The organism is Arthrobacter sp. efr-133-TYG-104 (genome assembly GCF_030208915.1).
Classification (GTDB): Bacteria; Actinomycetota; Actinomycetes; order Actinomycetales; family Micrococcaceae; genus Arthrobacter.
In genome coordinates this window covers 64,859-86,248 of sequence record NZ_JARVTA010000018.1, presented here as the reverse complement: position 1 = coordinate 86,248, position 21,390 = coordinate 64,859, and the positions used below count along the sequence as shown (strand labels likewise).

Sequence of the window (21,390 nt, the reverse complement as noted above, 5' to 3'; positions counted from 1 at the left end):
CGTGACCCGACCCTACTGCCCCGCACCAACCCATTCCACGGAGCCATCCGCGAAGAACTGCTCCTTCCAAATGGGGACCCGCGCTTTGATCCGGTCCACGAGCTCCGAGCACACCGCGAACGCTTGGCCGCGGTGTGCTGCGGCCACGGCGCACACCAGTGCGGGATCGCCGATCTCCAGCATGCCGATCCGGTGTGCGGCCCAGATCCGGACGGGCTGCTCGGCTTCTCCGTGGTGCTCGGCGACGAGCTGCGCCACGACGTCGGACATGACCTTGTGCGCCGTGGGATGGGCGCTGTAACTCAACCGCTCCACTGCCTTGCCGCCGTCGTGGTCCCTGACGACGCCGCTGAAGCTGACCACTGCCCCGGCGGTATCGGATTCAACGGCTGTCACCGCTTGGTCCACGGAGATGGGCTCGGCACTCAGCACGGCGTTCAGGACTTCGAAGTCCGTTTCAGTGCCCATGGCTTCCTTCCATTTGCTCGCAGAGATGCCCGATCACGGGGTCAAGGACGGCCAGTCCATCCATGACACCCTTCGGGGATCCCGGGAGGTTGATAATAAAGGTCTTCCCCGAGACGCCGGCGTGGCCACGGCTCAGCATCGCCAAGGGTGTTTTGGCAGCTCCTGCCCGCCTGATGCCCTCCATGAGGCCGGGAATATGCCGATCCAGTAGCGGCAACGTCATTTCGGGAGTCCGGTCGTCGGCGCTGAGGCCGGTGCCTCCGCTGGTGATCACCACCGCAGGATCCTGCGTGAGGAGCGCCCTCAGTGCAGCCCCCACCGGTTCGCCGTCGGGAACCACCATGGTGGGGAACGCGGCAAAGCCGTGTTCGGTGAGCCAATCCTGGATGACAGGACCGGTTTCGTCCGGGTAAAGGCCCGCCGCCGCGCGGGTGGAGGCAATCACGACGCCGGCCTTCCGCGGCCCGTGGTGCGGCTCGCAGGCGTTCATGAGCGAAGCTCCGGTGACGCGGGCTGCTCGGCCTCCAGCGACCAATCGCCGCTCTTTCCGCCACTCTTGGCGAGGACAATAATGTCGGTCAAAACGGCGTGCTTGTCCACGGCTTTGATCATGTCGTAGATGCTGAGCGCGGCAACGGACGCTGCCGTCAGCGCTTCCATTTCCACGCCGGTAACTCCGCGGGTCTTCACGGTCGCCAGAATCCGGACCGCGTCGGCTGACAATTCAAAGTCCACGGTGACTTTGGCCAGGGGCAGCGGGTGGCAAAGCGGAATGAGCTCAGGAGTTTTCTTGGCGGCCATAATCCCCGCCACCCTGGCCACCGCGAGCGCATCGCCCTTGGGCAGCTCGCCTGCGCCGAGCAGGGCCAGGACGTCCGGCGTGCTCCGGACAGTCGCGGTGGCAGTTGCCTCGCGGGTTGTCTCGGTCTTCCCGGACACGTCCACCATCTGGGCGGTGCCGTCATGCCGCAGGTGGGTCAGGCCGGGAGGGTTTTCGGGATGTTGATTCACAGCATCCATACTTCCACCTCGGCGCCGTCGGGAAGTTCTGTGACATCGCCGGGGATGTGCACCAAAGCGTTGGAACGGGCCAGCGCGTGGACCAGGTGGGAACCTGCCCCGCCTTCCAAGCGGACTGAACCGTCCCCTCGCAATGTGCCGCGTCGAACTTGGTGCTTACCCTGCGGGGAGGTCAGGCTCTCCCCCAAGCGTGCAGTCCGGGACGTCCGCAGTGCCGGGGCGCCGTGAACCAAGGACAGCGCGGGCCGGAGGAACATTTCGAAAGAAACCAGGCAGCTGACCGGATTACCCGGGAAGCCCAGGAAAGGCACCCCGTCGAACGTGCCCAAGCCTTGCGGCCCCCCGGGTTGCATGGCAACGTGCACAAACTCCACCGGCTGGGCCGCCATGGCTTGGCGGACCACCTCATAGGCGCCCTTGCTCACTCCCCCGGTGGTGAGGATCAGATCCACCGGGTCCTCCGAAGCTCCCGTGTGCCGGCGGAGCAACCGCAGGAGGCTGCCGGGATCGTCGTCATTGATTCCGGCCCTCACTACTCCGAGGCCGGCCTGGCGCATGGACGCTTCCAAGAGGGTTCCGTTGGCATCGTAGATTTTTCCTGGCGTGAGCTCCTGCCCCGGCTCCACCACTTCATCTCCGGTGGTGACCAGGAGCGCGCGCAAAGGCTTGCGGGTCTGGACGGTCGTCATTCCCAAGGCCGCCAGGAGGCCGAGTTGGGCTGGGCCCAGCAAAGTGCCTGCGGCGAGTGCCACGGTGCCTGCTGCGATGTCGCTTCCCGCGTCCCGAACGTAGGTGCCCGGTTTCACTGGCGGCAGTTGGACCACGGCGTCGGTTGTTTCCGGTTGCGGAAAGGAGTCCGGCGTCGCCTTTTCGATGGGCACGACGGCGTCTGCCCCCTCCGGGATCATGGCCCCGGTCATGATCGGTGCGGCGAAGCCGGGGCGGAGCGGTCCTGGCACCGCACCTGCCGGGACCGCTTCAGCGACGCTGAGCTGCGCGCCGTCGTCGGGAATGTCCTGTGAACGCACCGCAAAACCGTCCATCTGGGAATTCGCGAACGGCGGCAGTGACAACGGCGCTCGGACGTCCACGGCAAGCACTCTGCCCAGCGCTTCCAGCAACGGCAGGTCCTGGGTGCCCTTGGACCCGGAGATCCCCGATAGGAGGTCCACTACTGCCTGGCGATGGTCCTGAACGCTTATCGGCACGGTTTTCCTCCTGCGGCATGCCGGCTCACGTTAGGGTCCGGACGTAACCAGCGTAGTTCTTCGAGTCACGCTTCTTCAGGTCACTGTTCTTTCAGGTGACGGTTCTTTCAGGTCACTTTGAGATTGATGGTGTGATAGCCCGTAGCACCGTCGGGGGCCGCAGGAGCCCGGTCTTCGGTCTGCGCAGTGCCGGTGGAATCCGTGGCGCGCACCTGGACTTCGTAGTCACCGGGGCCGAGATCGAAGCTGCATTGCCACTGATACCACGTGTCCGTGGAAATCGCGCTGGCAAGGGTCGCCTGTTGCCATGGCCCACGGTTGGTCCGCAGCTCCACACGCTCGATCCCCCGGTGCTGGGCCCAGGCAACTCCACCGAACTGCACCCTGCCGTGCTGGACACTGCGGCCGGTGCGTGGCACATCGATCCGTGATTCGGTTTTGATGGGTCCGTGATCACTCCATCCGCGCGGCGTCCAGTAACCGATGTCATCGGCGAACCGCGTGACTTTCAGCTCCGTGAGCCACTTGGTGGCCGAGACAAAACCATAGAGCCCAGGCACGATCATCCGGACGGGGAACCCGTGCTCCAGTGGCAGCGGTTCACCGTTCATTCCCACAGCCAGGAGCGCATCCCGGCTGTCGGTCAAGGCCTCCAAAGGCGTGCCGGCTGTCCAACCGTCACTGCTGGTGGAGAGCACCATGTCCGCTCCCGCCTTAGGTCCGGCCATGGCCAGGAGTTCCCGGACCGGCCATCCGAGCCACAAAGCGTTGCCGATCAGATCTCCGCCAACCTCGTTGGAAACGCACGCTATGGTGATGTGCCGGGCCGTCATGGGCTTGGTCAAGAGGGTGGCGAAATCGAGTTCAACTTCCCGCTCCACCATCCCTGTGACCTTCAGTTTCCAGGTGGGCGGATCGATCCCCGGCACCGTCAGAGCGGTGTCGATGCGGTAAAAGTCCCGGTTCGGGGTGACGAGCGGGCTGATACCGTCCACGGGCAAGGTCGCCCCCGGCGGGATGGCTTGCGGTGCCGTTGCCGGCGCCGGGAGTGCCAGGGAACTCCGAAACCCGGAGGCAGCCGCTGTGGCCCTCGTCATCACGGTGGTGAGGGTTCCGGCAACGACGGCGGCGATGGACGTTCCCGCCAGGGTGTTCAGGAAACTGCGCCGCGCAATGGGCGCCGGGGCGTGAGCTTCCATTCCCGGCGTGGGCGGGCGCGGGGTCCAGGTGGCGAGCCGCCGGATCAGCGCCCGGAGCAGCAACATCGTCACCACGGCGGCAACGATCGGCGCGAATGCCGCTTGGGTGGTGGCCTGCGCACGGGTCACGACGGCGGTCAGCCCCGCGATGCCTGCCAGTCCAGCCAGCGCCAGGCCCAGGCCCGACCGGCGGCGCTCCAGGATGCCGGCCAGCGCTGAGAGGACAGCGGCTACTACCACGATGGAAACGATGAGTACGGCCTTGTCCGAGGTGCCGAACAGTTGGATCACCAGATCCTTGACACCTGGCGGCACGGCATCGATCACTGCGCCGCCGAGGGCTGTTACCGGCGAAACTGACGGGCTCAGGAGGCCGGCGACCAGCTCACCGACTGCGACTCCGGCTGCACCGGCGGCGAGGCCAGCGGCCGCGGCCCACAACTTAGGCCTGTTCATGAAGTGCCTCCCGGGCAGTGGTAGGTGGTTCGAGGTGCGGCGCACTTCGGGTCGGCGGTGTGGTGGGAAGGGACAAAACGAAGCGGCAGCCGCCGTCGACGTTCTGGACGGTGACCGTCCCGCCATGTGCCTTCACGATCCCCGCCACCATGCTCAGTCCGATTCCGGCTCCGTTGTAGCGTCCTTGCAAGGGGTCGGAACTGCTGCGCGACGAATCCTTTTGCCAGCCTGTTTCGAACAGGTGCGGCAGATCCTCCGCCGGAATGCCACCGCAATGGTCCTGCACTGAAACCACTGCGTTCCCGTCATTGCTCCCGACGCTGACATGGACATCGGTATCGGGTTCGCTGTAGAGGATGGCGTTGTGAAGCACGTTCCTCACGGCGCGGGCCAGGCTGGGTCCATCGGCCACCGCCATGCACTCCCTGTTGCCGCCGCCGTCGAGCCTGATACCGCGTTGCGCGGCCAAGGGTGTGAGGTCTGAGATGGCGTCGCTGACCAAGTCATAGAGATCCAGGGCCTCAGCCCGGAGCAGGAGGCTCCCGGCTTGGATTTTGGACAGTTCCAGAAGATCGTTGACCATGGCCGTCATTTGTTCGGTCTGGCCGATGATTTTCCGGTAGTAGCCGGGGACGTCGGTGGCCATGCCGTCCTCGAGCGCTTCGGTCATGGCGCGCACACTCGCCAGCGGTGTCCGCAGATCGTGCGAGATCCAGGACATCAGCTCCCGGCGCGCTGTCTCCATGGCCGCTTCACGTTTCCGGGACTCGGCCAAGTTGCGGCTGCTTGCTTCCAATTCCGTGGCGAGCTCTGCCAATTCTGAGGACATGGCCGGAGCAGGTCTACGGCGGTCTTCGACGCTCGAATCGAGTGTTTCACCCCGGCCCAGGCGACGCGCGGACTCCACCAGCTTGGCGGCGTTGCGGGAAACGCCCGCCCCGAGCATGAGGGACAAGCAAACAGCCACCGCCGATGCCATGCCCAGGATGTACCACATGACTTCGAGGTCCCTGGCGGAGATGAACATGGCGTTGAAGGCGCTGACCATGCCGGCCACCAGGACGGCTACGGTGGCCAGGACCACGAGGCAAATTTGGGTCAGCACCGAAGCCCTGCCAAGCGCCCGCAGCAGCGCCAACGCTCCTGCTCCGATCACCACGGCCCACAGCAGGACCCACGCGAGGATCGTGACGAGTTCATTGCCCTGCATGCCCGGATCCTTTCGCCTCGAAGCGATAGCCGACGCCCCACACGGTCTTGATGAGTTCGGGCTTGGTGGGGTTGACCTCAATTTTTTCCCGCAAACGGCGAACGTGCACCGTCACTGTGGAAAGGTCTCCAAAGTCCCAGCCCCACACGGCCTTGATGAGGTCTTCCCTACTGAATACCTGGTTTGGCCGCCGCATGAGGAATGCCAAGAGATCGAATTCCCGGGCGGTCAGGGCTAAGGGGGTGCCGTGATGCTTGACTGTGCGGGCCGCTGGATCGAGTTCGATTCCGCTGGCTTCCACCGGAGGTTCAGGCGCGAAGTCCTTGATGCTCCGGCGTAATACGGACTTCACCCGCAGGACCAGTTCCCGGGGCGAGAAGGGTTTGGTGACGTAGTCGTCAGCACCCATCTCCAGGCCCAGGACGCGATCCTCTTCTGCTCCAAGGGCGGTCACCATGATCACCGGGACGGTCATGCTCAGGCGCAGCCGACGGCACACCTCAACTCCGTCCAAGCCGGGAAGCATCCTGTCCAGGATCACCAAGTCCGGTTTACGTTCCGCTGCCAGGGCCAGCGCGGTGAATCCGTCCCCTGCGACATCCACTTGGAATCCGGCCTTGAAGAGATATCCGCGGACAACATCGGCGATGGTCTGTTCGTCCTCTACCAAAAGGATCCGACGGTTTCCCGGATCCGCCGATACCGCCGCATGTGTGGTCACGCTTTCAGCATAGGTACGCGAAGGCGCCTCGGCACGGGCTGCGGGCACCAAGTGTGCAAGTGTACGAATTCCGTAAGGACTCGCGGTGGCTGCTGGACGCCGGGACGCAATGTCCCGCAAGATAATCAGTATGCTGAGGAATTCGACGTCGAAACGGCGCCCTGCGGAAGACCCATGGCGGGAACAGTCATGGAGGGAACAGTCATGAGCGAACAGCGACGACGGGACCTCGGCGAGTCTGACGCCCCCATTGAGCACCAACTCAAAGAGTCGTTCGACAAGACGATCGGCGAGGGTGCCGAACGCCTGCACCGCACAACGAGGAACATCCTCGTTACAGGCGTGTTCGGTGGTTTCGAGATCGGCCTCGGAATCATGGCCTACCTCGCTGTCTTGCACCAGACGGGGAATCATCTGCTGGCAGGGCTGGCTTTCAGTATCGGACTGGTTGCCCTCCTGCTCGCCCACAGCGAGCTGTTCACCGAGAACTTCCTGATGCCTGTTGCCGCTGTTGTAGCTAAGGAAGGCAGCCTCCCTCAACTGGCAAAGCTCTGGGTTGGCACCCTCGTGGGGAACCTGGCGGGTGGCTGGGTGTTCGTCTGGATCGTGATGCAGGCGTTTCCCGAATGGTCAAAGGTGGTGGCTGAAAGCGCGCACCACTACATTGACGCCCCCTTCTCGCTGCAGACAATTGCCCTGGCGGTGCTTGGCGGCAGCACCATCACCCTCATGAGCCGGATGCAACAAGGCACCGACAACGACGTCGCCAGGATCGTTGCCACGATCATCGGCGGGTTCCTGCTTGCCGGACTACCGCTCTTCCACTCAGTACTGGACTCCTTGTTGATCTTCGCCGCGATCCATTCCGGCACAGGCATCGGCTATGGCCAATGGCTCGGCTGGTTCGGCTATACCCTCCTGTTCAACGTAGTGGGCGGGATCGCACTGGTGACTCTTCTCCGGCTTGTGCGCACCAAGGAGCTGATCGAGGAACGGCGCGCAGAAGTATCGGCCGATCCTGGGCCACGCAGCGAGTCATGAAGCAGTCACGTTTCCCAGGAGACGCCAAAGCGGGCTTCGATGTGTCACTGCTCACCAGTGTGGCGTAGCCTGAATTTATGACTGTTCAGCTGGGCATCCCGGCACTTCCCACCGGTGACCGTGCCGGCGGAGACCTTGCAAGCGGCTTGGTACCGCCTCCACGCCCGGATAACACTCCGGCCGGGCTGTGGGACCGTTACGGTCGGCGCGCCACGGACATGCGCCTGTCCTTGACGGACAAATGCAACTTGAGATGCACCTACTGCATGCCGGCCGAGGGGCTGGAGTGGCTCTCCAAACAAGCTGTCATGACCAAGGACGAGATCGTCCGGATCGTTCGGCTAGGAGTGGAAGCACTGGGAGTGCGGGAGTTGCGGCTTACCGGAGGTGAGCCGCTGGTCCGCGCCGACTTGCCTGACATCATCGCGGCCATCCGCGATAACCATCCGGAACTGCCCATCTCCATGACCACCAACGGCGTCGGGCTGGACAAGAAAGCCGCCCGCCTCAAGGCCGCCGGACTGACCCGTATCAACGTCTCACTTGATTCCCTCCACGAGGAAACCTTCACCAAACTGACCCGGCGCCCCTTCCTGGACCGCGTCCTGGCAGGCGTCGATGCCGCCTGGGCCGCAGGCCTGGGACCGGTCAAGCTCAACGCAGTCCTCATGCGGGGCATCAATGATACCGAGTCCCCCGACCTCTTGGAGTGGGCTCTGGGACGCGGTTACGAACTGCGATTTATTGAACAGATGCCCCTTGACGCTGACCACGGCTGGACCCGTCGCACCATGATCACGGCCGCGGAAATCCGCACGCTCTTGTCCCGCGACTTTGTCCTCAGCCCGGACAGCCGCGCAAGGGATGGCGCCCCGGCCGAAAGATTTGACGTTCGACGCCGGGACGCGGCGTCCGGTGAAGCCACCGGCCCGGTGCTTGGCACAGTAGGGATCATCGCCTCAGTCACCGAGCCCTTCTGTTCGGACTGCCGCCGCACCCGCATCACAGCTGAAGGCAAGATCATGAGTTGCCTTTTTTCCCGTGAAGAATTCGACCTGTTGGGCCTATTGCGCGCCGGTGCCACGGACGCGGAACTGGTGGCGCGTTGGCAGGACGCGATGTGGGCCAAGCCCAAAGCCCACGGCATGGACCACACGGGCTTGGGAGCACCGGACTTCGTCCAGCCGGACCGCAGCATGAGCGCCATCGGAGGCTGAATCCTTGCTTGTACGATACTTCGCTGCCGCACGCGCAGCGGCAGGTGTGGACGAGGAAGTGCACGCGCTTCCGGAAGGAACCAGCCTGCACGCGCTACTCGAGGTGGCCCTCGCCGTCGAACGTCCAATTCCTCCTGAAGGCACCCCGCCGCTGGCCCGTATCGTGGCCCGGAGCAGCTTCCTACGAAATGAGGTTGCCGTCCGGGACCACTTCGTGGAATTGGGCTCGGAGGACGTCATCGACGTCCTGCCTCCCTTCGCCGGAGGCTAGAGCCCTCACCCGCTAGCGCCCCGGCTCGTTACAGCCCGAAGGTTTCGTTGTCCTCGAATGGCCCGACCACCGTGATGGTGCGCGGAGCCTCGGCAAGTTCCCGGGCCAGTTCCTGGACCTCGTCAACGGTCACTGCTTGGATCCGTGCGAGCGTCTCATCAATGTCCTGGAACTCTCCGGACACCAGCTCCGCCCGTCCCAGCCTGGACATCCGGGAGCCGGTGTCTTCCAGTGCCAAGACGATCCCGCCACTCAGTTGGCCAACAGCCTTCCGGAGCTCTTCCTCGGTGATCCCGTCCTGGGCGAGCTTATCCAGCTCAACACCGAGCAGATCCACCACCTGTCGAACCTTCGACGGCGTGCATCCGGCGTACATGCCGAAGTACCCGGCGTCGGCGTAAGCGGCCGTGAAGGAATAGGTGGAGTAGACAAGGCCGCGCTTTTCCCGGATCTCCTGGAACAATCTGGAGGACATTCCCCCGCCGAGGACAGCATTCAGGACGCTCATCACGAACCGACGATCGTCCGTGGCCACCATCGTGGGGCAACCCATAATGATGTTGGCCTGCTCCACCGGGCGTTTGACCACATGCAGGCCGGGCGTTCCGGAAATGACGGCCTGGTTCGTCGCCCGGCGCTGGACAGGGGAAACTCCCGGCTCAAGCTGCCAGCCGGCTTCGGTCAGGGCATCGAGCACCAGGTTGCAGACGACGTCGTGATCCAAGCCGCCGGCGGCGGTAATGACCAGTTCCTCGGGCCGGTAATACCGCTGGTAGTGCTCCCAAACCGAGTCCCTTGCCACGGCCCTGATGGCATCCGGAGTTCCACCGATCGGACGGGCCAACGGGTGGGTGCCCAGCACCGCCTCAACGAACTTTTCATGGGCAACATCAGTGGGGTCATCGCTATCCATGGCGATTTCCTCAAGGATCACGTCACGTTCCTGCTCAAGTTCAGCGGGATCCAGCACGGCACCGGTGACCATGTCCGCGATCACATCGATCGCCATGGGGAGATCAGTGTCGAGCACCCGGGCGAAGTAGCACGTGCTCTCCTTTGCCGTTGCCGCGTTGGATTCCCCGCCCACCTCGTCAAAGGCTGACGCGATCTCCAGGGCTGTGCGGCGCTTGGTGCCCTTGAAGAGCAAGTGTTCAAGAAAGTGCGTGGACCCGTGCTGGCCCTCGGCCTCATCACGCGAGCCAACCGCCACCCAGAAGCCAATAGTCGCCGAACGCTGCCCGGGCATGGCCTCGGTGAGGACGCGGACGCCGCCCGGTAGTACCGAGCGCCGAACCACAGAACCGCCTTCGGCTCCGTGGATCAATTCGCCACCGGGGAGGGTTTGCTCCAAGGGCAAGGGTACGACTGTCATCAAAGCCTTTCGGGTTAAGGTCCGAAGGGGCCGGTGGAGCTTTTTCAAGCCCACCAGCCCCGCCGGGTACTACTTCAAGGAACTACTCTGCGGAAGCTTCTACAGCCTCAGCCGCTACGTCCTCGGAGGCTGCGCCTTCTTCATCGGCGACAACCGGTGACAGCGAGAGCTTTCCGCGGTCATCGATCTTGGTGATCTCCACCTGGACCTTCTGGCCCACGGAGACGACGTCATCAACGTTGTCCACGCGCTTGCCGTTGGCCAGCTTACGGAGCTCGGAGATGTGCAGCAGGCCGTCCTTGCCCGGGGTAAGGGAAATGAAAGCGCCGAAGGTGGTGGTCTTGACGACCGTACCCAGGTAGCGCTCGCCGATTTCCGGAACCTGCGGGTTGGCAATGGCGTTGATAGCGGTGCGTGCTGCATCTGCAGACGGACCGTTGGTGGCGCCAATGTAGACGGTGCCGTCATCTTCGATGGAGATGTCCGCGCCGGTGTCTTCCTGGATCTGGTTGATCATCTTGCCCTTGGGGCCAATGACCTCGCCGATCTTGTCCACGGGGATCTTGACGGCGATGACGCGCGGGGCGAACTCGGAGAGCTCGTCCGGAGTGTCGATCGCGGCGTTGATGACCTCGAGGATGTGGAGGCGCGCTTCACGGGCCTGCTTCAGTGCTGCTGCCAGCACCGAGGCGGGAATGCCGTCAAGCTTGGTGTCCAGCTGGATAGCCGTGACGAACTCCGACGTACCGGCCACCTTGAAGTCCATGTCACCGAAAGCGTCTTCGGCACCAAGGATGTCAGTCAAGGCTGCGTAGCGGGTCTGGCCGTCAACCTGGTCAGAGACCAAGCCCATGGCGATACCTGCAACGGCTGCCTTCAGCGGCACACCGGCGTTGAGCATGGAGAGCGTCGAGGCACACACCGAGCCCATGGACGTCGAACCGTTGGAACCGAGAGCCTCGGATACCTGGCGGATGGCGTACGGGAACTCTTCACGGCTCGGCAGGACCGGAACCAAAGCGCGCTCTGCGAGTGCGCCGTGGCCGATTTCGCGGCGCTTCGGGGAGCCAACGCGGCCCGTCTCACCGGTGGAGTACGGCGGGAAGTTGTAGTTGTGCATGTAGCGCTTGCGCGTTACCGGCGACAACGAGTCGATCTGCTGTTCCATCTTGAGCATGTTCAGCGTGGTGACACCCATGATCTGGGTTTCGCCGCGCTCGAAGATGGCAGAACCGTGAACTCGCGGCAAGACCTCAACCTCAGCGGTGAGCTGGCGGATGTCCGTCAGGCCACGGCCATCGATGCGGATCTGGTCCTTGAGGATGCGCTGGCGGACAACCTGCTTGGTCACGGAGCGGAAAGCTGCGGACAGCTCCTTCTCGCGGCCTTCGAACTGTCCGGCGAGGGCGCCAAGGACCTCGTCCTTGAGCTCGTCGGAAGCGGCGTCGCGCTCCTGCTTGTCGGCGATCTGGAACACAGCGGCCAGCTTCTCGGCCGCGGCAGACTCAACAGCGGCGTAGACGTCGTCCTGGTAGTCAAGGAAGACGGGGAACTCGACCGTGGGCTTGGCAGCGCGTGCTGCCAAGTCTGCCTGTGCATCGCACAGTGCCTTGATGAACGGCTTGGCAGCCTCGAGGCCCTCGGAAACAACCTCTTCGGTGGGAGCGGTGGCGCCCTGTTCCTTGATGAGGTTCCAGGAGTTGTCGGTGGCTTCTGCTTCGACCATCATGATGGCGACATCGTCACCTGCAACGCGGCCGGCAACAACCATGTTGAACACGGCGTTCTCGAGCTGCGAGTGCTTCGGGAAGGCAACCCACTGCGAACCCTGCTCATCGGCGATCAGTGCAACACGGACACCGCCGATCGGGCCCGAGAACGGGAGGCCGGAAAGCTGCGTGGACATCGACGACGCGTTGATCGCGACGACGTCGTACAGCTCATCGGGGTTGATCGCCAGGACGGTAACGACGATCTGGACCTCGTTGCGCAAGCCCTTCACGAAGGCAGGGCGCAGCGGGCGGTCCATGAGGCGGCAAGCCAAGATGGCTTCGGTGGACGGGCGACCTTCGCGGCGGAAGAACGAACCCGGGATGCGGCCGGCAGCGTACATGCGCTCTTCGACGTCGACCGTCAGCGGGAAGAAGTCAAAACCCTCGCGAGGCTGCTTGCCTGCCGTGGTTGCCGAAAGCAACGCGGTGTCGTCGTCGATGTAGACCATCGAGGCGCCGGCGGCCTGCTTGGCGAGGCGGCCCGTTTCGAAGCGAATGACGCGCTTGCCGAAACGGCCGTTGTCGATAATGGCTTCGGAGAACTGGATTTCGGGACCCTCCATAGAGAGTCACCTCCGTTTCTGTTAGCGGAAGTCCGCCGCATCAACCCAGGCCTCTTCTTTATTCCTGGCCTGTACGACACCCGGTCATCGATCGAGATCCACGGGCGTTCACGGCCACAGAGGGCCTTCCCGGGAATCACTACCGAGGACCGCGAATGCGCGATGCGGTTGATTCCTGTTTTTAATTTTTGGTGAAGAAGGTGGCCCGTTCCGCGGGGGTCCGGGCCACCCCTAAAGGCAGACTAGCGACGCAGGCCGAGGCGCTCGATGAGCGAACGGTAGCGGGCGATGTCAGTGTTCTTCAGGTAGGAAAGCATGCGCTTGCGACGACCAACCATGGCCAGCAAACCGCGCTGGGTGTGGAAGTCGTGCTTGTGCTCCTTCATGTGCTCAGTCAGATCCTTGATCCGCTGGGTCAGGACAGCAACCTGAACCTCGGGCGAACCGGTGTCGCCTTCAGAGGTTGCGTATTCCTTGATGATGGACTGCTTGACAGCGGCTTCAAGTGCCACGTGAACTCCTAGAGTTGTGCCGTGCGTCCCGATGCAGCGCCTCGCTGACGGGTTGCCCTTGCTGCGTCGCCGCACACAAAAACAGGTCCAGCCGCCACGGACTGCAGCCGGACCACTTATCAGTTTACCGGGAGGTCAGCGTTGTTGTCGAAATGCCTACGGCCCGGTCAGCAACTCATGGGCTTGGGCAACGTCCAGGCGCATCTGCTCCACGAGGGCTTCGGGCCCGCGATAGGCCACCATGCCCCGCAGGCGGCGGGTGAATTCGACGGCGACGCACTGGCCGTAGAGGTTGAAGTCCTCCACGTTTTCCTCCGGGCGATCGATAACGTGTGCTTCCACTTGGCGGCTGACGCCATCGAAGGTGGGGTTGGACCCCACGGAGATCGCGGCGGGCCACCGCGTGCCGGACTGATCGACCAGCCAGCCGGCGTAGATGCCGTCCGCCGGGATGAACCCGGTGGAGTCGTGGGCGAGGTTTGCGGTTGGGAAGCCAAGGTCACGGCCACGGGCAGCACCGTGAACCACGTCGCCGCGCATGCGATGCGGCCTGCCCAGCAAGGCTGCCGCGGTCGTGACGTCGCCCTCTGACAATGCTTCCCGGACCCAGGTCGACGAGCAGCGGCGGTCAATGCCGCCGTCGTCGGTGGATACTCCGGCGCCGTACTCGTTGACCACCTGGACGCCAAAGCCAAACTGCTCGCCCAAGTCCTCCATCGTGGCTACATCGCCGGAGTTGCCGGCGCCAAAACGGAGATCGTGGCCGATCACCACGTGGCTTGCATGGAGACCATCCAGAAGCACGTCGCGGACAAAAGCCTCCGGCGACATAGCGGCAAGGTCAAGGGTGTACTTCATGACGAGCACGGCATCCACGCCCGCCGCACCGAGGGCCTGGAGCTTGTCCTCAAGCCCCATGAGCAGCTCCGGCGCGGAACCCGGCCGGTGGACCTGGGCCGGATGGGGATCAAACGTCACGGCCACCGAAGGGATGAGGTGGCGTTTGGCGGTGTCCGTCAACTGCGAAAGAACATGCTGATGGCCCCGGTGGACGCCGTCGAAATTACCGATCGTCACGGCAGTCGGGCCGAAGTCCCTGGGGACCTCGGTGGGATCGTTCCAAATGTGGACCATCAACCTCGCCTTTTACTGCAGATGTTCATTGTGCCCGGCAGCTTCCGGCGCCGGAACATATTAAGGTTACCCGCCACGCGCAGCGGCTTAGGACGGCCTCCGGCGGTTCAGCCACAACAACCCAAGGATCGGCAGCACAAGGGGCACAAAACCGTACCCGCGGCCGAAAAGCGACCACACGGTATCGTGCGGGAACAGGACGGGATCGAAGAGGCTGATGGCCCCCACCACCAGCACACCCACAAGTTCGGTCAGCACCGCCGCCAGGGACACCTTGAACCAAGTGCGCCCCGGCTTTGCCAGGGAGACCGTTGCGAGGATATAGACGACGGCGGCAAAGGCCGACAGGATGTGCGAAAGCGGCGCATCAGCGAACTTCGTAGCTATTTGGTAGCCTGCCCGAGCTGTTGCGGAGAGCGCAAATATCGCATACACGGCGATCAGCAGACGCCCCGGGCCCGTATTCCGGGTGTCCTTGGCAGGCTGTTGAAGCTGCTGGTTGCGTTCAGTTCCAGTCACGTTGTGCTCTTCCTTCAAGTCAGTACCAGATCTGGTTCATGCGTGCGCCCATGACCACGATGGTCACGCCTACCGCTGCGAGGACAAAGTTGGACCAGCGGGTGCGTTCCAGCACGGCCCAATACACAGCGCCCAGCGGAATCATCAGGGCCGTGATCATGTAGCCCCAGAACTCCCAGGTCTCCCCCGCAATCCGCTCACCCAACGCTACGCGCACAATCGAGCCCACAAGGTAGACCAGCAGGGCAAGTTCGACGGCGAGCACGGAAAGGATGGTGGGGTCGTTCGGGGCCTTCTTCATGAGACCGGCAACCAAGCACATGACGGTGGAGACGAGACCGACCACGAGGATTGAATAGAAGTAACCGTCCATGCCTACTTCGCCTCCCGCGCGTCGACGCCGGTTCCGGGGCCGGTTCCCGGGGCAAACACCAGTACGGGTTTGGCGAAGGTGCCCGTATCGGCCAACAGTGCAACGAGTTCCCCCGACGGCGCGAACGCCGCCGCCGGCCGCTCGGCCGTCGCGGCATCCGGAGTGCCGGCTCCCGGACCTCCGGAAATACGGCGCCCATAGGAGATCTCTATGGTTTCGTCTTCGGTCAGTTCCCGGTTGGGCATCAGCGCGCGCGCCGCCAAGGACATGTCCAAGACGTCGAGCTCCTCGGCCAGTTCAGCCAGGGTGTGGGCTTGGTCCAGCGTGTAGGGACCCACCTGCGTCCTGCGCAATACGGTGAGGTGTCCTCCCGCGCCCAAGCCAGCGCCCAGGTCCCGTGCGAGGGCCCGGATGTACGTTCCGGAGGAACACTCCACGGTGACGTCGACGTCGATGACCCTGCCGCCGTCCACCCGGTGGACATTGTGGACCTCAAAGCGGTGAATGGTGACCGGGCGGGCAGCAAGCTTGACCTCTTGGCCGGAGCGGACGCGCGCGTAGGACCGTTCGCCATCGACCTTGATGGCGCTGACGCTGCTGGGAACCTGTTGGATAGTCCCGGACAAGGCTGCGACTCCCGCGGCAATCGCAGCGTCGGTGACATCAACCGCGCTGTGGGATTCAGTAACCTCACCCTCGGCATCGTCCGTGATGGTGGATTCGCCCAGCCTGATCGTGGCCGTGTACGTCTTGGAGGTGCCCACGATGTAGGTCAGCAGGCGGGTTGCCTTATTGATTCCAAGCACCAGGACACCTGTGGCCATGGGATCAAGGGTGCCCGCGTGACCAACTTTCCGGGTGCCGGCCAGTCGCCGCATCCGGCCAACCACATCGTGGCTGGTCCATCCCTGCGGTTTGTCAACGATCACCAGTCCAGAAAGCACGCTTACCAGTATATGGGTGGCTAGGATGGCTCCCATGCCTGAGCTTGCCGCGCACGTCCGCGAAGTCCCCGTGAACCAGATCCGTGAGATCACCGAAGCCGCGTGGGCGACACCTAACGCAATCGTCCTCAGCATCGGGGAACCGGGCTTTGCCCTGCCGCGGCACGTCCTCGATGCCGGAATCGCATGCTTGGACCGGGACGAGACCAATTACACGCCCAATGCCGGGATACCTGCCTTACGCGAGGCTTTCGCCGCCCGCTTCCGGGAGCAGCAGGGCGTGGACATCAACGCCGAGCGGGTGTACGTGGTGGACGGGGCGCAGCAGGGCCTTCATTTAGCCATGAGCCTCCTGCTGTCACCCGGCGACGAGATCCTGATCCCGAACCCCGGCTATCCCACTTTTGCCATGACCAGCCGCCTGCTCCATGCCGTCCCGGTGCAGTATCCGCTTTACCCGCACAATGATTTCCAGCCGCATATCGAGGACATCGAAGCCCTGATCACCCCGCGGACCAAAGTGCTCATGCTGAACTCGCCGTCGAATCCCCTGGGCGCCGTCATCAGCGAAGAAAGCACCCGCCAACTCGTGGAACTCGCTGTCCGCCACGATCTCTGGATCATCTCCGACGAATGCTACGAGGCCTTCACCTTCGACGTCCCGCACGTCAGCGCGGCCCGGTTCGACAGCGACGTCCCCGGCGAGGCGCGGGTCTTCACTTCCCTGACGCTGTCCAAAACCTATGGCCTCACCGGCCTCCGCATCGGTGCGCTGATCTGCCCTCCCGGCCTCGAGCAGAAGATGAACAACGTCATGGAGGCCATTGTCTCCTGCGTTGCATCCCCCTCCCAGTACGCCGCGTTGGCAGCGCTGACGGGCCCGCAGGACTACGTGGTGGCAGCAAGGGAGCACTACCGCAGCAACCGGGATGTAGCTTCGGCTGTCCTTGCGGCCAAGGGAATTCCCTTCCTGGGAGCCCAGGGGGCCTTTTATCTATGGGCAGACGTCTCACACGTAAGCGGCGGGAATGTCCGCGCATGGGTGCGGCAGTTTTTGGCGGACGCGGGCGTATCGTTCGCGCCGGGAACCGCCTTCGGGTCGATTGGCGAGGGCTGGATCAGGATCGCCCTTTGCGGCAGCCAGCAAGAACTGCTCGACGGCGTCGGCAGGCTCCCGGCCCGAGAAGAGCCCGCGTGAAACCGGATGGCTAGTAGGCGGTGCGCCGGGTGTGGTGCCGCCAGGCTTCGAAGGGCTGCCCGGACGATTCCAGGGGTGAGTGCTCCACGGGAAGAAGCTCGGGCCTGGAACCGGCGAAATACTCGTAAAACACGGCGTCACTGAAGCCCGCGCGGGCAGCGCCGAACCGGTCCGCCGCATAATAGACGCGGCCAATCCTGGCCCACAGCGTTGCGGACAAGCACAGCGGGCACGGTTCACAGCTTGTGTAGAGCACGGCACCGGACAGATCGAAGCGTCGGGTAGCCGCCGCTGCCCGCCGGATCGCAACTACCTCTGCGTGGGCTGTGGGGTCGAAGTCACGTGTTACCCGGTTCACGCCTTCATGCACAGTTCCATCCGCCATCACCACGACGGCGCCAAAGGGGCCGCCGCCGTCGGCTACGTTTTGCACGGCTAGCTGCACGGCACGATTCAGAAACTCATCGCGCGTCAGGGATTCCTCAGGCTGCTGGGCACTGTGCGTCGACATGCTCTGATCTTAGCGAGGCCGGGCAGCAGAAAGACCGGTTCCCAATGCGGAAACCGGTCTTTCTGTTGTCCTTTAGCGGTTGGCGTCCTCATCGAGTTCGTCGTCGCCGGCGAGGTCAGTGTCCTCTTCGTCGAAGTCGTCCTCGTCGATGTCGCCTTTGTACGGGTCGGCTTCGCCTGCGTGCTTTGCGTTGGCAGCCAAGGCGGCCACCTCGGCGTCGCGCCGCTTGGCTTCGCGGAGCAGTTCCTCGAGGTTCGAGGCGTTGACCGGAATCTGATCGGCTACGAACTCGAGCGTTGGCGTCAGGCGGACGGTGATGTTGCGGCCGACTTCCTGCCTCAGCACACCCTTTGCCTTCTCCAATGCCTTCGCGGCATCGGAATGGGCTACTTCGTCACCGAACACGGTGTAGTAGATGGTGGCGTGCTGAAGGTCGTTGGTGACGCGGGCGTCAGTGACCGTGATGCCCTCGACGCGCGGATCCTTGACCCGACGTCCGAGGGCCTCAGCTACGACGACCTTTATCCGCTGTGCCAGCTTGGCAGCGCGTGCGGGATCAGCCATGACTTCCTCCTGGGAAAGTAGAAACGGGTACGGAACGGGTCCGCCGGGGTGACCCGACGGACCCGTTCCAACGGAACCTAAACGCGCGGCTTCTCGCGCATTTCGAAGGTCTCGATGATGTCGCCTTCGTTGATGTCATTGAAGGAGCCAAGACCGATACCACACTCGAAGTCGGTACGGACCTCGGTGGCGTCATCCTTGAAACGCTTGAGCGTCTCAACGGTGAGGTTGTCACCGATGACCTTGCCATCGCGGCTGACACGTGCCTTGGTGTTACGGCGGATGATGCCGCTGCGGACGATCGAGCCGGCGATGTTTCCGAACTTGGAGGAACGGAATACTTCGCGGACCTCGGCCGTACCGAGCTGGACTTCCTCGTACTCCGGCTTGAGCATGCCCTTGAGGGCCATCTCAATGTCATCGATTGCTGCGTAGATGACGGAGTAGAAGCGCATGTCCACGCCTTCGCGGTCGGCCAGTTCGGCCACCCGCTCGGCAGGCTTGACGTTGAACCCGATGATGATGGCGTTGTCCACCGTGGCGAGGTTGACGTCGTTCTGCGTGATGGCACCCACACCGCGGTGGATGACACGGAGCTGAACGTCGTCGTCGCCGACGTCGATCTTGAGGAGGGCGTCTTCGAGGGCTTCCACGGCACCGGACACGTCACCCTTGAGGATGAGGTTGAGGGTGTCGATCTTGCCCGCGGCAACGGCCTGGTCGAAGTCTTCGAGGCTGATGCGCTTGCGGCGCTTGGCCAAGGCAGCGTTGCGGTCGGCAGCTTCACGCTTCTCAGCGATCTGGCGTGCTGTCCGCTCGTCCGGTGTCACCAAGAAGGTGTCACCTGCACGCGGCACGTTCGAAAGACCCAGGACCTGGACCGGACGGGACGGGAGGGCGACGTCAAGCGCTTCGCCGTTTTCGTCGAACATCGCACGGACGCGTCCATGTGCTGTACCGGCCACGATCGTGTCACCCACGGCCAAGGTACCGGACTGGACCAGGACGGTAGCCACGGAACCGCGGCCCTTGTCCAGGTTCGCTTCGATGGCGATGCCTCGAGCGTCCTTGTCCGGGTTTGCCCGAAGATCCAGCGCGGCATCGGCCGTCAGGAGGACAGCGTCGATCAGTTCGTCAATGTTGAGGTTCTGGCGAGCAGAGACCTCAACGAACATGGTGTCGCCACCGTATTCTTCGGGAACCAGTCCGTACTCGGTCAGCTGACCCTTGACCTTGTCAGGGTTGGCGCCTTCCTTGTCGATCTTGTTGACCGCGACGACGATCGGCACGTTGGCCGCCTGGGCGTGGTTGAGTGCTTCCACCGTCTGCGGCATAACGCCGTCGTCGGCTGCAACAACCAGGATCGCGATGTCGGTGACCTTGGCACCACGAGCACGCATGGCCGTGAAGGCCTCGTGACCGGGGGTGTCAATGAAGGTGATGTCGCGGGCGTTGCCCTCGTGGACGTGGCTGATCTGGTAAGCACCGATGTGCTGGGTGATGCCACCGTGCTCGCCGGCCACAACGTTGGAGTTGCGGATGGCATCGAGCAGGCGGGTCTTACCGTGGTCAACGTGGCCCATGACGGTGACGACCGGCGGGCGTGCCTCCAGGACGTCGTCGCCTTCGGCGTCGAGTTCATCCTGGATGTTGATGTCGAACTGGTCGAGCAGCTCGCGCTCTTCGTCCTCCGGCGAAACAACCTGGAGCTTGTAGCCAAGTTCGGCGCCAAGCAGGCCAAAGGTGTCTTCGTCCAGGGACTGGGTGGCCGTTGCCATTTCACCAAGGTGGAACAGCACGGTCACCAGTGAGGCGGGGTTCGCATCGATCTTTTCGGCGAAGTCTGTGATGGACGAGCCACGACGCAAGCGGATGATGGTCTCGCCATCGCCGCGGGGTACCGATACGCCACCCAGCGACGGAGCACTCATCTGCTCCAGTTCCTGGCGCTTTGCACGCTTCGACTTGCGCTGCTTGCCACGACCGGCGCCGCCCTTACCGAAGGCACCCTGGGTACCACCGCGACCGCGGCCGCCCTTGCCGAAGCCACCGCCGGCGGGAGCTCCGCCACCGGTACCTGCGCCAGGTGCGCCACCGGGACGACCCGGACCGCCGCCACCCGGACGGCCAGCGCCACCGGGGCGACCTGCGCCACCGGGAGCCGGACGCTCGGTGCGGTTGGGCATCATGCCCGGAGTAGGACGGTTTCCGCCGGGGCCTCCTGCGGGACGCGGGGCACCCGGACGGGGTGCACCGGGCCGCGGAGCGCCCGGACGGGGACCACCGGTGCCTGCTGCAGGACGGGGACCGCCTGCACCAGCTGCGGGCCGGGGACCACCGGGACGTTCGCCGTCGTTACGGCCGCCTGCGCGGGGCATGCCCTGGGACGGTGCGAACGGGTTGTTACCCGGACGCGGCGGACGATCGCCGTCGCCGCCACGTCCACGGGGCATGCCCTGGGAGGTAGCAAACGGGTTGTTGCCCGGACGGGGACCGCCGGGACGCGGAGCCTGGCCGCCCTGACGGGACGGAGCCGGCGTCTCTGCCTTAGGGGCAGGACGGGCGCCGGGCTTCGCAGAAACGGACGACGTCGGAGCCGACGGCGTCGAAGCTGTGGGGCTGGGCGCGGGGCTGCCCTGTGCAGGACTTCCCTGTGCAGGACTGCCAGCAGCTTTGCCGGGCGCTGCCGGAGCAGCAAACGGGCTTGCGGCAGCGGGGTTCGGCGCAGCAGCTTGGCTGGGTGCCGAAGCGGCCGGAGCCGGTGCAGCGGGGGCCGGAGCCTTCGGCGCGGCAGGACCGGGAGCCGGCGCGGCCGGGCGGGATGCTGCGGGTGCTTTCGGTGCTGCTGCCGGCGCGGCGGACTTTGCAGCGCCTGCACCGGGGTATGCGTCGCGAAGCTTCTTCACGACCGGAGCCTCAATCGTTGATGAGGCGGAGCGAACGAATTCGCCCAATTCCTGCAGTTTTGTTACTGCATCTTTGGAAGTGATACCGAGCTCTTTAGCGAGCTCATGTACGCGGACCTTGGCCACATTTCTCCTGTCTCGGTCCGCACCGAGCCAGGCACGAACCGTCTACTTCTTACTGCGGGCCTTCACCGTTTGAGCGGCAGAAAGG

General features: G+C 64.0%; 21 protein-coding genes. 4 read left to right on the top strand and 17 right to left on the bottom strand.

Going from position 1 to position 21,390, the window contains the following annotated elements; all coding sequences use genetic code 11:
* Nucleotides 1-12: 12 nt before the first annotated feature.
* The 7 genes from QRN04_RS13860 to QRN04_RS13830 form a co-directional block, all read right to left on the bottom strand.
* A complete protein-coding gene (locus tag QRN04_RS13860; protein ID WP_284976604.1) occupies nt 13-468 on the bottom strand; it encodes a molybdenum cofactor biosynthesis protein MoaE in 456 nt (151 codons plus the stop codon).
* Nucleotides 458-958, bottom strand: a complete 501-nt coding sequence (locus tag QRN04_RS13855; protein ID WP_284976603.1) for a MogA/MoaB family molybdenum cofactor biosynthesis protein — start codon at nt 956-958, stop codon at nt 458-460. Before QRN04_RS13855 ends, QRN04_RS13860 begins: the two co-directional genes overlap by 11 nt.
* Nucleotides 955-1,488 (bottom strand): cyclic pyranopterin monophosphate synthase MoaC, encoded by a 534-nt coding sequence (moaC, locus tag QRN04_RS13850; protein WP_284976602.1) that lies wholly within the window; start codon nt 1,486-1,488, stop codon nt 955-957. Before moaC ends, QRN04_RS13855 begins: the two co-directional genes overlap by 4 nt.
* Nucleotides 1,476-2,696, bottom strand: coding sequence for a molybdopterin molybdotransferase MoeA (locus QRN04_RS13845; RefSeq protein ID WP_284976601.1), 1,221 nt, complete (start codon nt 2,694-2,696; stop codon nt 1,476-1,478). The genes moaC and QRN04_RS13845 overlap by 13 nt, the downstream gene beginning before the upstream one ends.
* Before the next feature lie 107 nt (nt 2,697-2,803).
* On the bottom strand, nt 2,804-4,351 hold the full coding sequence (locus QRN04_RS13840; RefSeq protein WP_284976600.1) for a molybdopterin-dependent oxidoreductase: 1,548 nt from the start codon (nt 4,349-4,351) through the stop codon (nt 2,804-2,806).
* The gene (locus QRN04_RS13835; RefSeq protein ID WP_284976599.1) at nt 4,338-5,561 is read right to left on the bottom strand and encodes a sensor histidine kinase; all 1,224 of its coding nucleotides are present in this window, start codon (nt 5,559-5,561) and stop codon (nt 4,338-4,340) included. Before QRN04_RS13835 ends, QRN04_RS13840 begins: the two co-directional genes overlap by 14 nt.
* Entirely contained in the window at nt 5,548-6,282 is a 735-nt protein-coding gene (locus QRN04_RS13830) for a response regulator transcription factor (RefSeq protein WP_284976598.1), read from the bottom strand. Before QRN04_RS13830 ends, QRN04_RS13835 begins: the two co-directional genes overlap by 14 nt.
* 204 nt (nt 6,283-6,486) lie before the next feature.
* Here QRN04_RS13830 and QRN04_RS13825 point away from each other — a divergent pair, with 204 nt between their 5' ends.
* From QRN04_RS13825 to QRN04_RS13815, 3 genes are all read left to right on the top strand, one after another.
* Complete coding sequence (locus tag QRN04_RS13825; RefSeq protein WP_284976597.1) at nt 6,487-7,323, top strand: formate/nitrite transporter family protein; 837 nt, start codon at nt 6,487-6,489, stop codon at nt 7,321-7,323.
* 77 nt (nt 7,324-7,400) lie between these two features.
* The gene (gene moaA, locus QRN04_RS13820; RefSeq protein WP_284976596.1) at nt 7,401-8,540 is read left to right on the top strand and encodes a GTP 3',8-cyclase MoaA; all 1,140 of its coding nucleotides are present in this window, start codon (nt 7,401-7,403) and stop codon (nt 8,538-8,540) included.
* Between the two features lie 4 nt (nt 8,541-8,544).
* Complete coding sequence (locus QRN04_RS13815) at nt 8,545-8,811, top strand: MoaD/ThiS family protein (RefSeq protein WP_284976595.1); 267 nt, start codon at nt 8,545-8,547, stop codon at nt 8,809-8,811.
* 28 nt (nt 8,812-8,839) lie between these two features.
* On the opposite strand, the gene QRN04_RS13810 is transcribed toward QRN04_RS13815, so the two are convergent.
* The 7 genes from QRN04_RS13810 to truB all read right to left on the bottom strand — a co-directional run bounded on the left by QRN04_RS13810 (nt 8,840) and on the right by truB (nt 16,000).
* The gene (locus QRN04_RS13810; protein ID WP_284976594.1) at nt 8,840-10,183 is read right to left on the bottom strand and encodes a M16 family metallopeptidase; all 1,344 of its coding nucleotides are present in this window, start codon (nt 10,181-10,183) and stop codon (nt 8,840-8,842) included.
* Nucleotides 10,184-10,265: 82 nt separating this feature from the next.
* The gene (locus tag QRN04_RS13805; RefSeq protein ID WP_284976593.1) at nt 10,266-12,518 is read right to left on the bottom strand and encodes a polyribonucleotide nucleotidyltransferase; all 2,253 of its coding nucleotides are present in this window, start codon (nt 12,516-12,518) and stop codon (nt 10,266-10,268) included.
* A gap of 242 nt (nt 12,519-12,760) precedes the next feature.
* Nucleotides 12,761-13,030 (bottom strand): 30S ribosomal protein S15, encoded by a 270-nt coding sequence (gene rpsO, locus QRN04_RS13800; RefSeq protein ID WP_039240590.1) that lies wholly within the window; start codon nt 13,028-13,030, stop codon nt 12,761-12,763.
* 156 nt (nt 13,031-13,186) lie between these two features.
* Complete coding sequence (locus QRN04_RS13795) at nt 13,187-14,164, bottom strand: bifunctional riboflavin kinase/FAD synthetase (protein WP_284976592.1); 978 nt, start codon at nt 14,162-14,164, stop codon at nt 13,187-13,189.
* Nucleotides 14,165-14,251: 87 nt separating this feature from the next.
* The gene (locus QRN04_RS13790) at nt 14,252-14,701 is read right to left on the bottom strand and encodes a hypothetical protein (RefSeq protein ID WP_410551079.1); all 450 of its coding nucleotides are present in this window, start codon (nt 14,699-14,701) and stop codon (nt 14,252-14,254) included.
* 1 nt (nt 14,702) lies between these two features.
* Nucleotides 14,703-15,056 carry a hypothetical protein gene (locus tag QRN04_RS13785; protein WP_284976590.1) on the bottom strand — a complete coding sequence of 118 codons (354 nt, stop codon included), beginning with the start codon at nt 15,054-15,056 and terminating at the stop codon, nt 14,703-14,705.
* 2 nt (nt 15,057-15,058) lie between these two features.
* Complete coding sequence (gene truB, locus QRN04_RS13780) at nt 15,059-16,000, bottom strand: tRNA pseudouridine(55) synthase TruB (protein WP_284976589.1); 942 nt, start codon at nt 15,998-16,000, stop codon at nt 15,059-15,061.
* A 34-nt stretch (nt 16,001-16,034) separates the two neighbouring features.
* Between truB and QRN04_RS13775 the strand changes: the two genes are divergently transcribed.
* A complete protein-coding gene (locus tag QRN04_RS13775) occupies nt 16,035-17,198 on the top strand; it encodes a pyridoxal phosphate-dependent aminotransferase (protein ID WP_284976588.1) in 1,164 nt (387 codons plus the stop codon).
* Nucleotides 17,199-17,208: 10 nt separating this feature from the next.
* Here the strand turns inward: QRN04_RS13775 and QRN04_RS13770 are convergent, their stop codons facing one another.
* The 3 genes from QRN04_RS13770 to infB form a co-directional block, all read right to left on the bottom strand.
* Complete coding sequence (locus tag QRN04_RS13770) at nt 17,209-17,709, bottom strand: nucleoside deaminase (protein WP_284976587.1); 501 nt, start codon at nt 17,707-17,709, stop codon at nt 17,209-17,211.
* A 72-nt stretch (nt 17,710-17,781) separates the two neighbouring features.
* The gene (rbfA, locus tag QRN04_RS13765; protein ID WP_284976586.1) at nt 17,782-18,273 is read right to left on the bottom strand and encodes a 30S ribosome-binding factor RbfA; all 492 of its coding nucleotides are present in this window, start codon (nt 18,271-18,273) and stop codon (nt 17,782-17,784) included.
* 77 nt (nt 18,274-18,350) lie between these two features.
* Nucleotides 18,351-21,305, bottom strand: coding sequence for a translation initiation factor IF-2 (gene infB, locus QRN04_RS13760; protein ID WP_284976585.1), 2,955 nt, complete (start codon nt 21,303-21,305; stop codon nt 18,351-18,353).
* Nucleotides 21,306-21,390 lie beyond the last annotated feature (85 nt).

Coding starts and splice junctions, on each gene's coding strand:
- moaA (WP_284976596.1), top strand. CDS start 7,401: ATGACTGTTCAGCTGGGCATCCCGGCACTTCCCACCGGTGACCGTGCC.
- QRN04_RS13795 (WP_284976592.1), bottom strand. CDS start 14,164: ATGGTCCACATTTGGAACGATCCCACCGAGGTCCCCAGGGACTTCGGC.
- QRN04_RS13810 (WP_284976594.1), bottom strand. CDS start 10,183: ATGACAGTCGTACCCTTGCCCTTGGAGCAAACCCTCCCCGGTGGCGAA.
- QRN04_RS13785 (WP_284976590.1), bottom strand. CDS start 15,056: ATGGACGGTTACTTCTATTCAATCCTCGTGGTCGGTCTCGTCTCCACC.
- rbfA (WP_284976586.1), bottom strand. CDS start 18,273: ATGGCTGATCCCGCACGCGCTGCCAAGCTGGCACAGCGGATAAAGGTC.
- QRN04_RS13855 (WP_284976603.1), bottom strand. CDS start 958: ATGAACGCCTGCGAGCCGCACCACGGGCCGCGGAAGGCCGGCGTCGTG.
- QRN04_RS13825 (WP_284976597.1), top strand. CDS start 6,487: ATGAGCGAACAGCGACGACGGGACCTCGGCGAGTCTGACGCCCCCATT.
- QRN04_RS13835 (WP_284976599.1), bottom strand. CDS start 5,561: ATGCAGGGCAATGAACTCGTCACGATCCTCGCGTGGGTCCTGCTGTGG.
- QRN04_RS13840 (WP_284976600.1), bottom strand. CDS start 4,351: ATGAACAGGCCTAAGTTGTGGGCCGCGGCCGCTGGCCTCGCCGCCGGT.
- moaC (WP_284976602.1), bottom strand. CDS start 1,488: ATGGATGCTGTGAATCAACATCCCGAAAACCCTCCCGGCCTGACCCAC.
- QRN04_RS13775 (WP_284976588.1), top strand. CDS start 16,035: ATGCCTGAGCTTGCCGCGCACGTCCGCGAAGTCCCCGTGAACCAGATC.
- QRN04_RS13805 (WP_284976593.1), bottom strand. CDS start 12,518: ATGGAGGGTCCCGAAATCCAGTTCTCCGAAGCCATTATCGACAACGGC.
- QRN04_RS13860 (WP_284976604.1), bottom strand. CDS start 468: ATGGGCACTGAAACGGACTTCGAAGTCCTGAACGCCGTGCTGAGTGCC.
- QRN04_RS13770 (WP_284976587.1), bottom strand. CDS start 17,709: ATGTCGACGCACAGTGCCCAGCAGCCTGAGGAATCCCTGACGCGCGAT.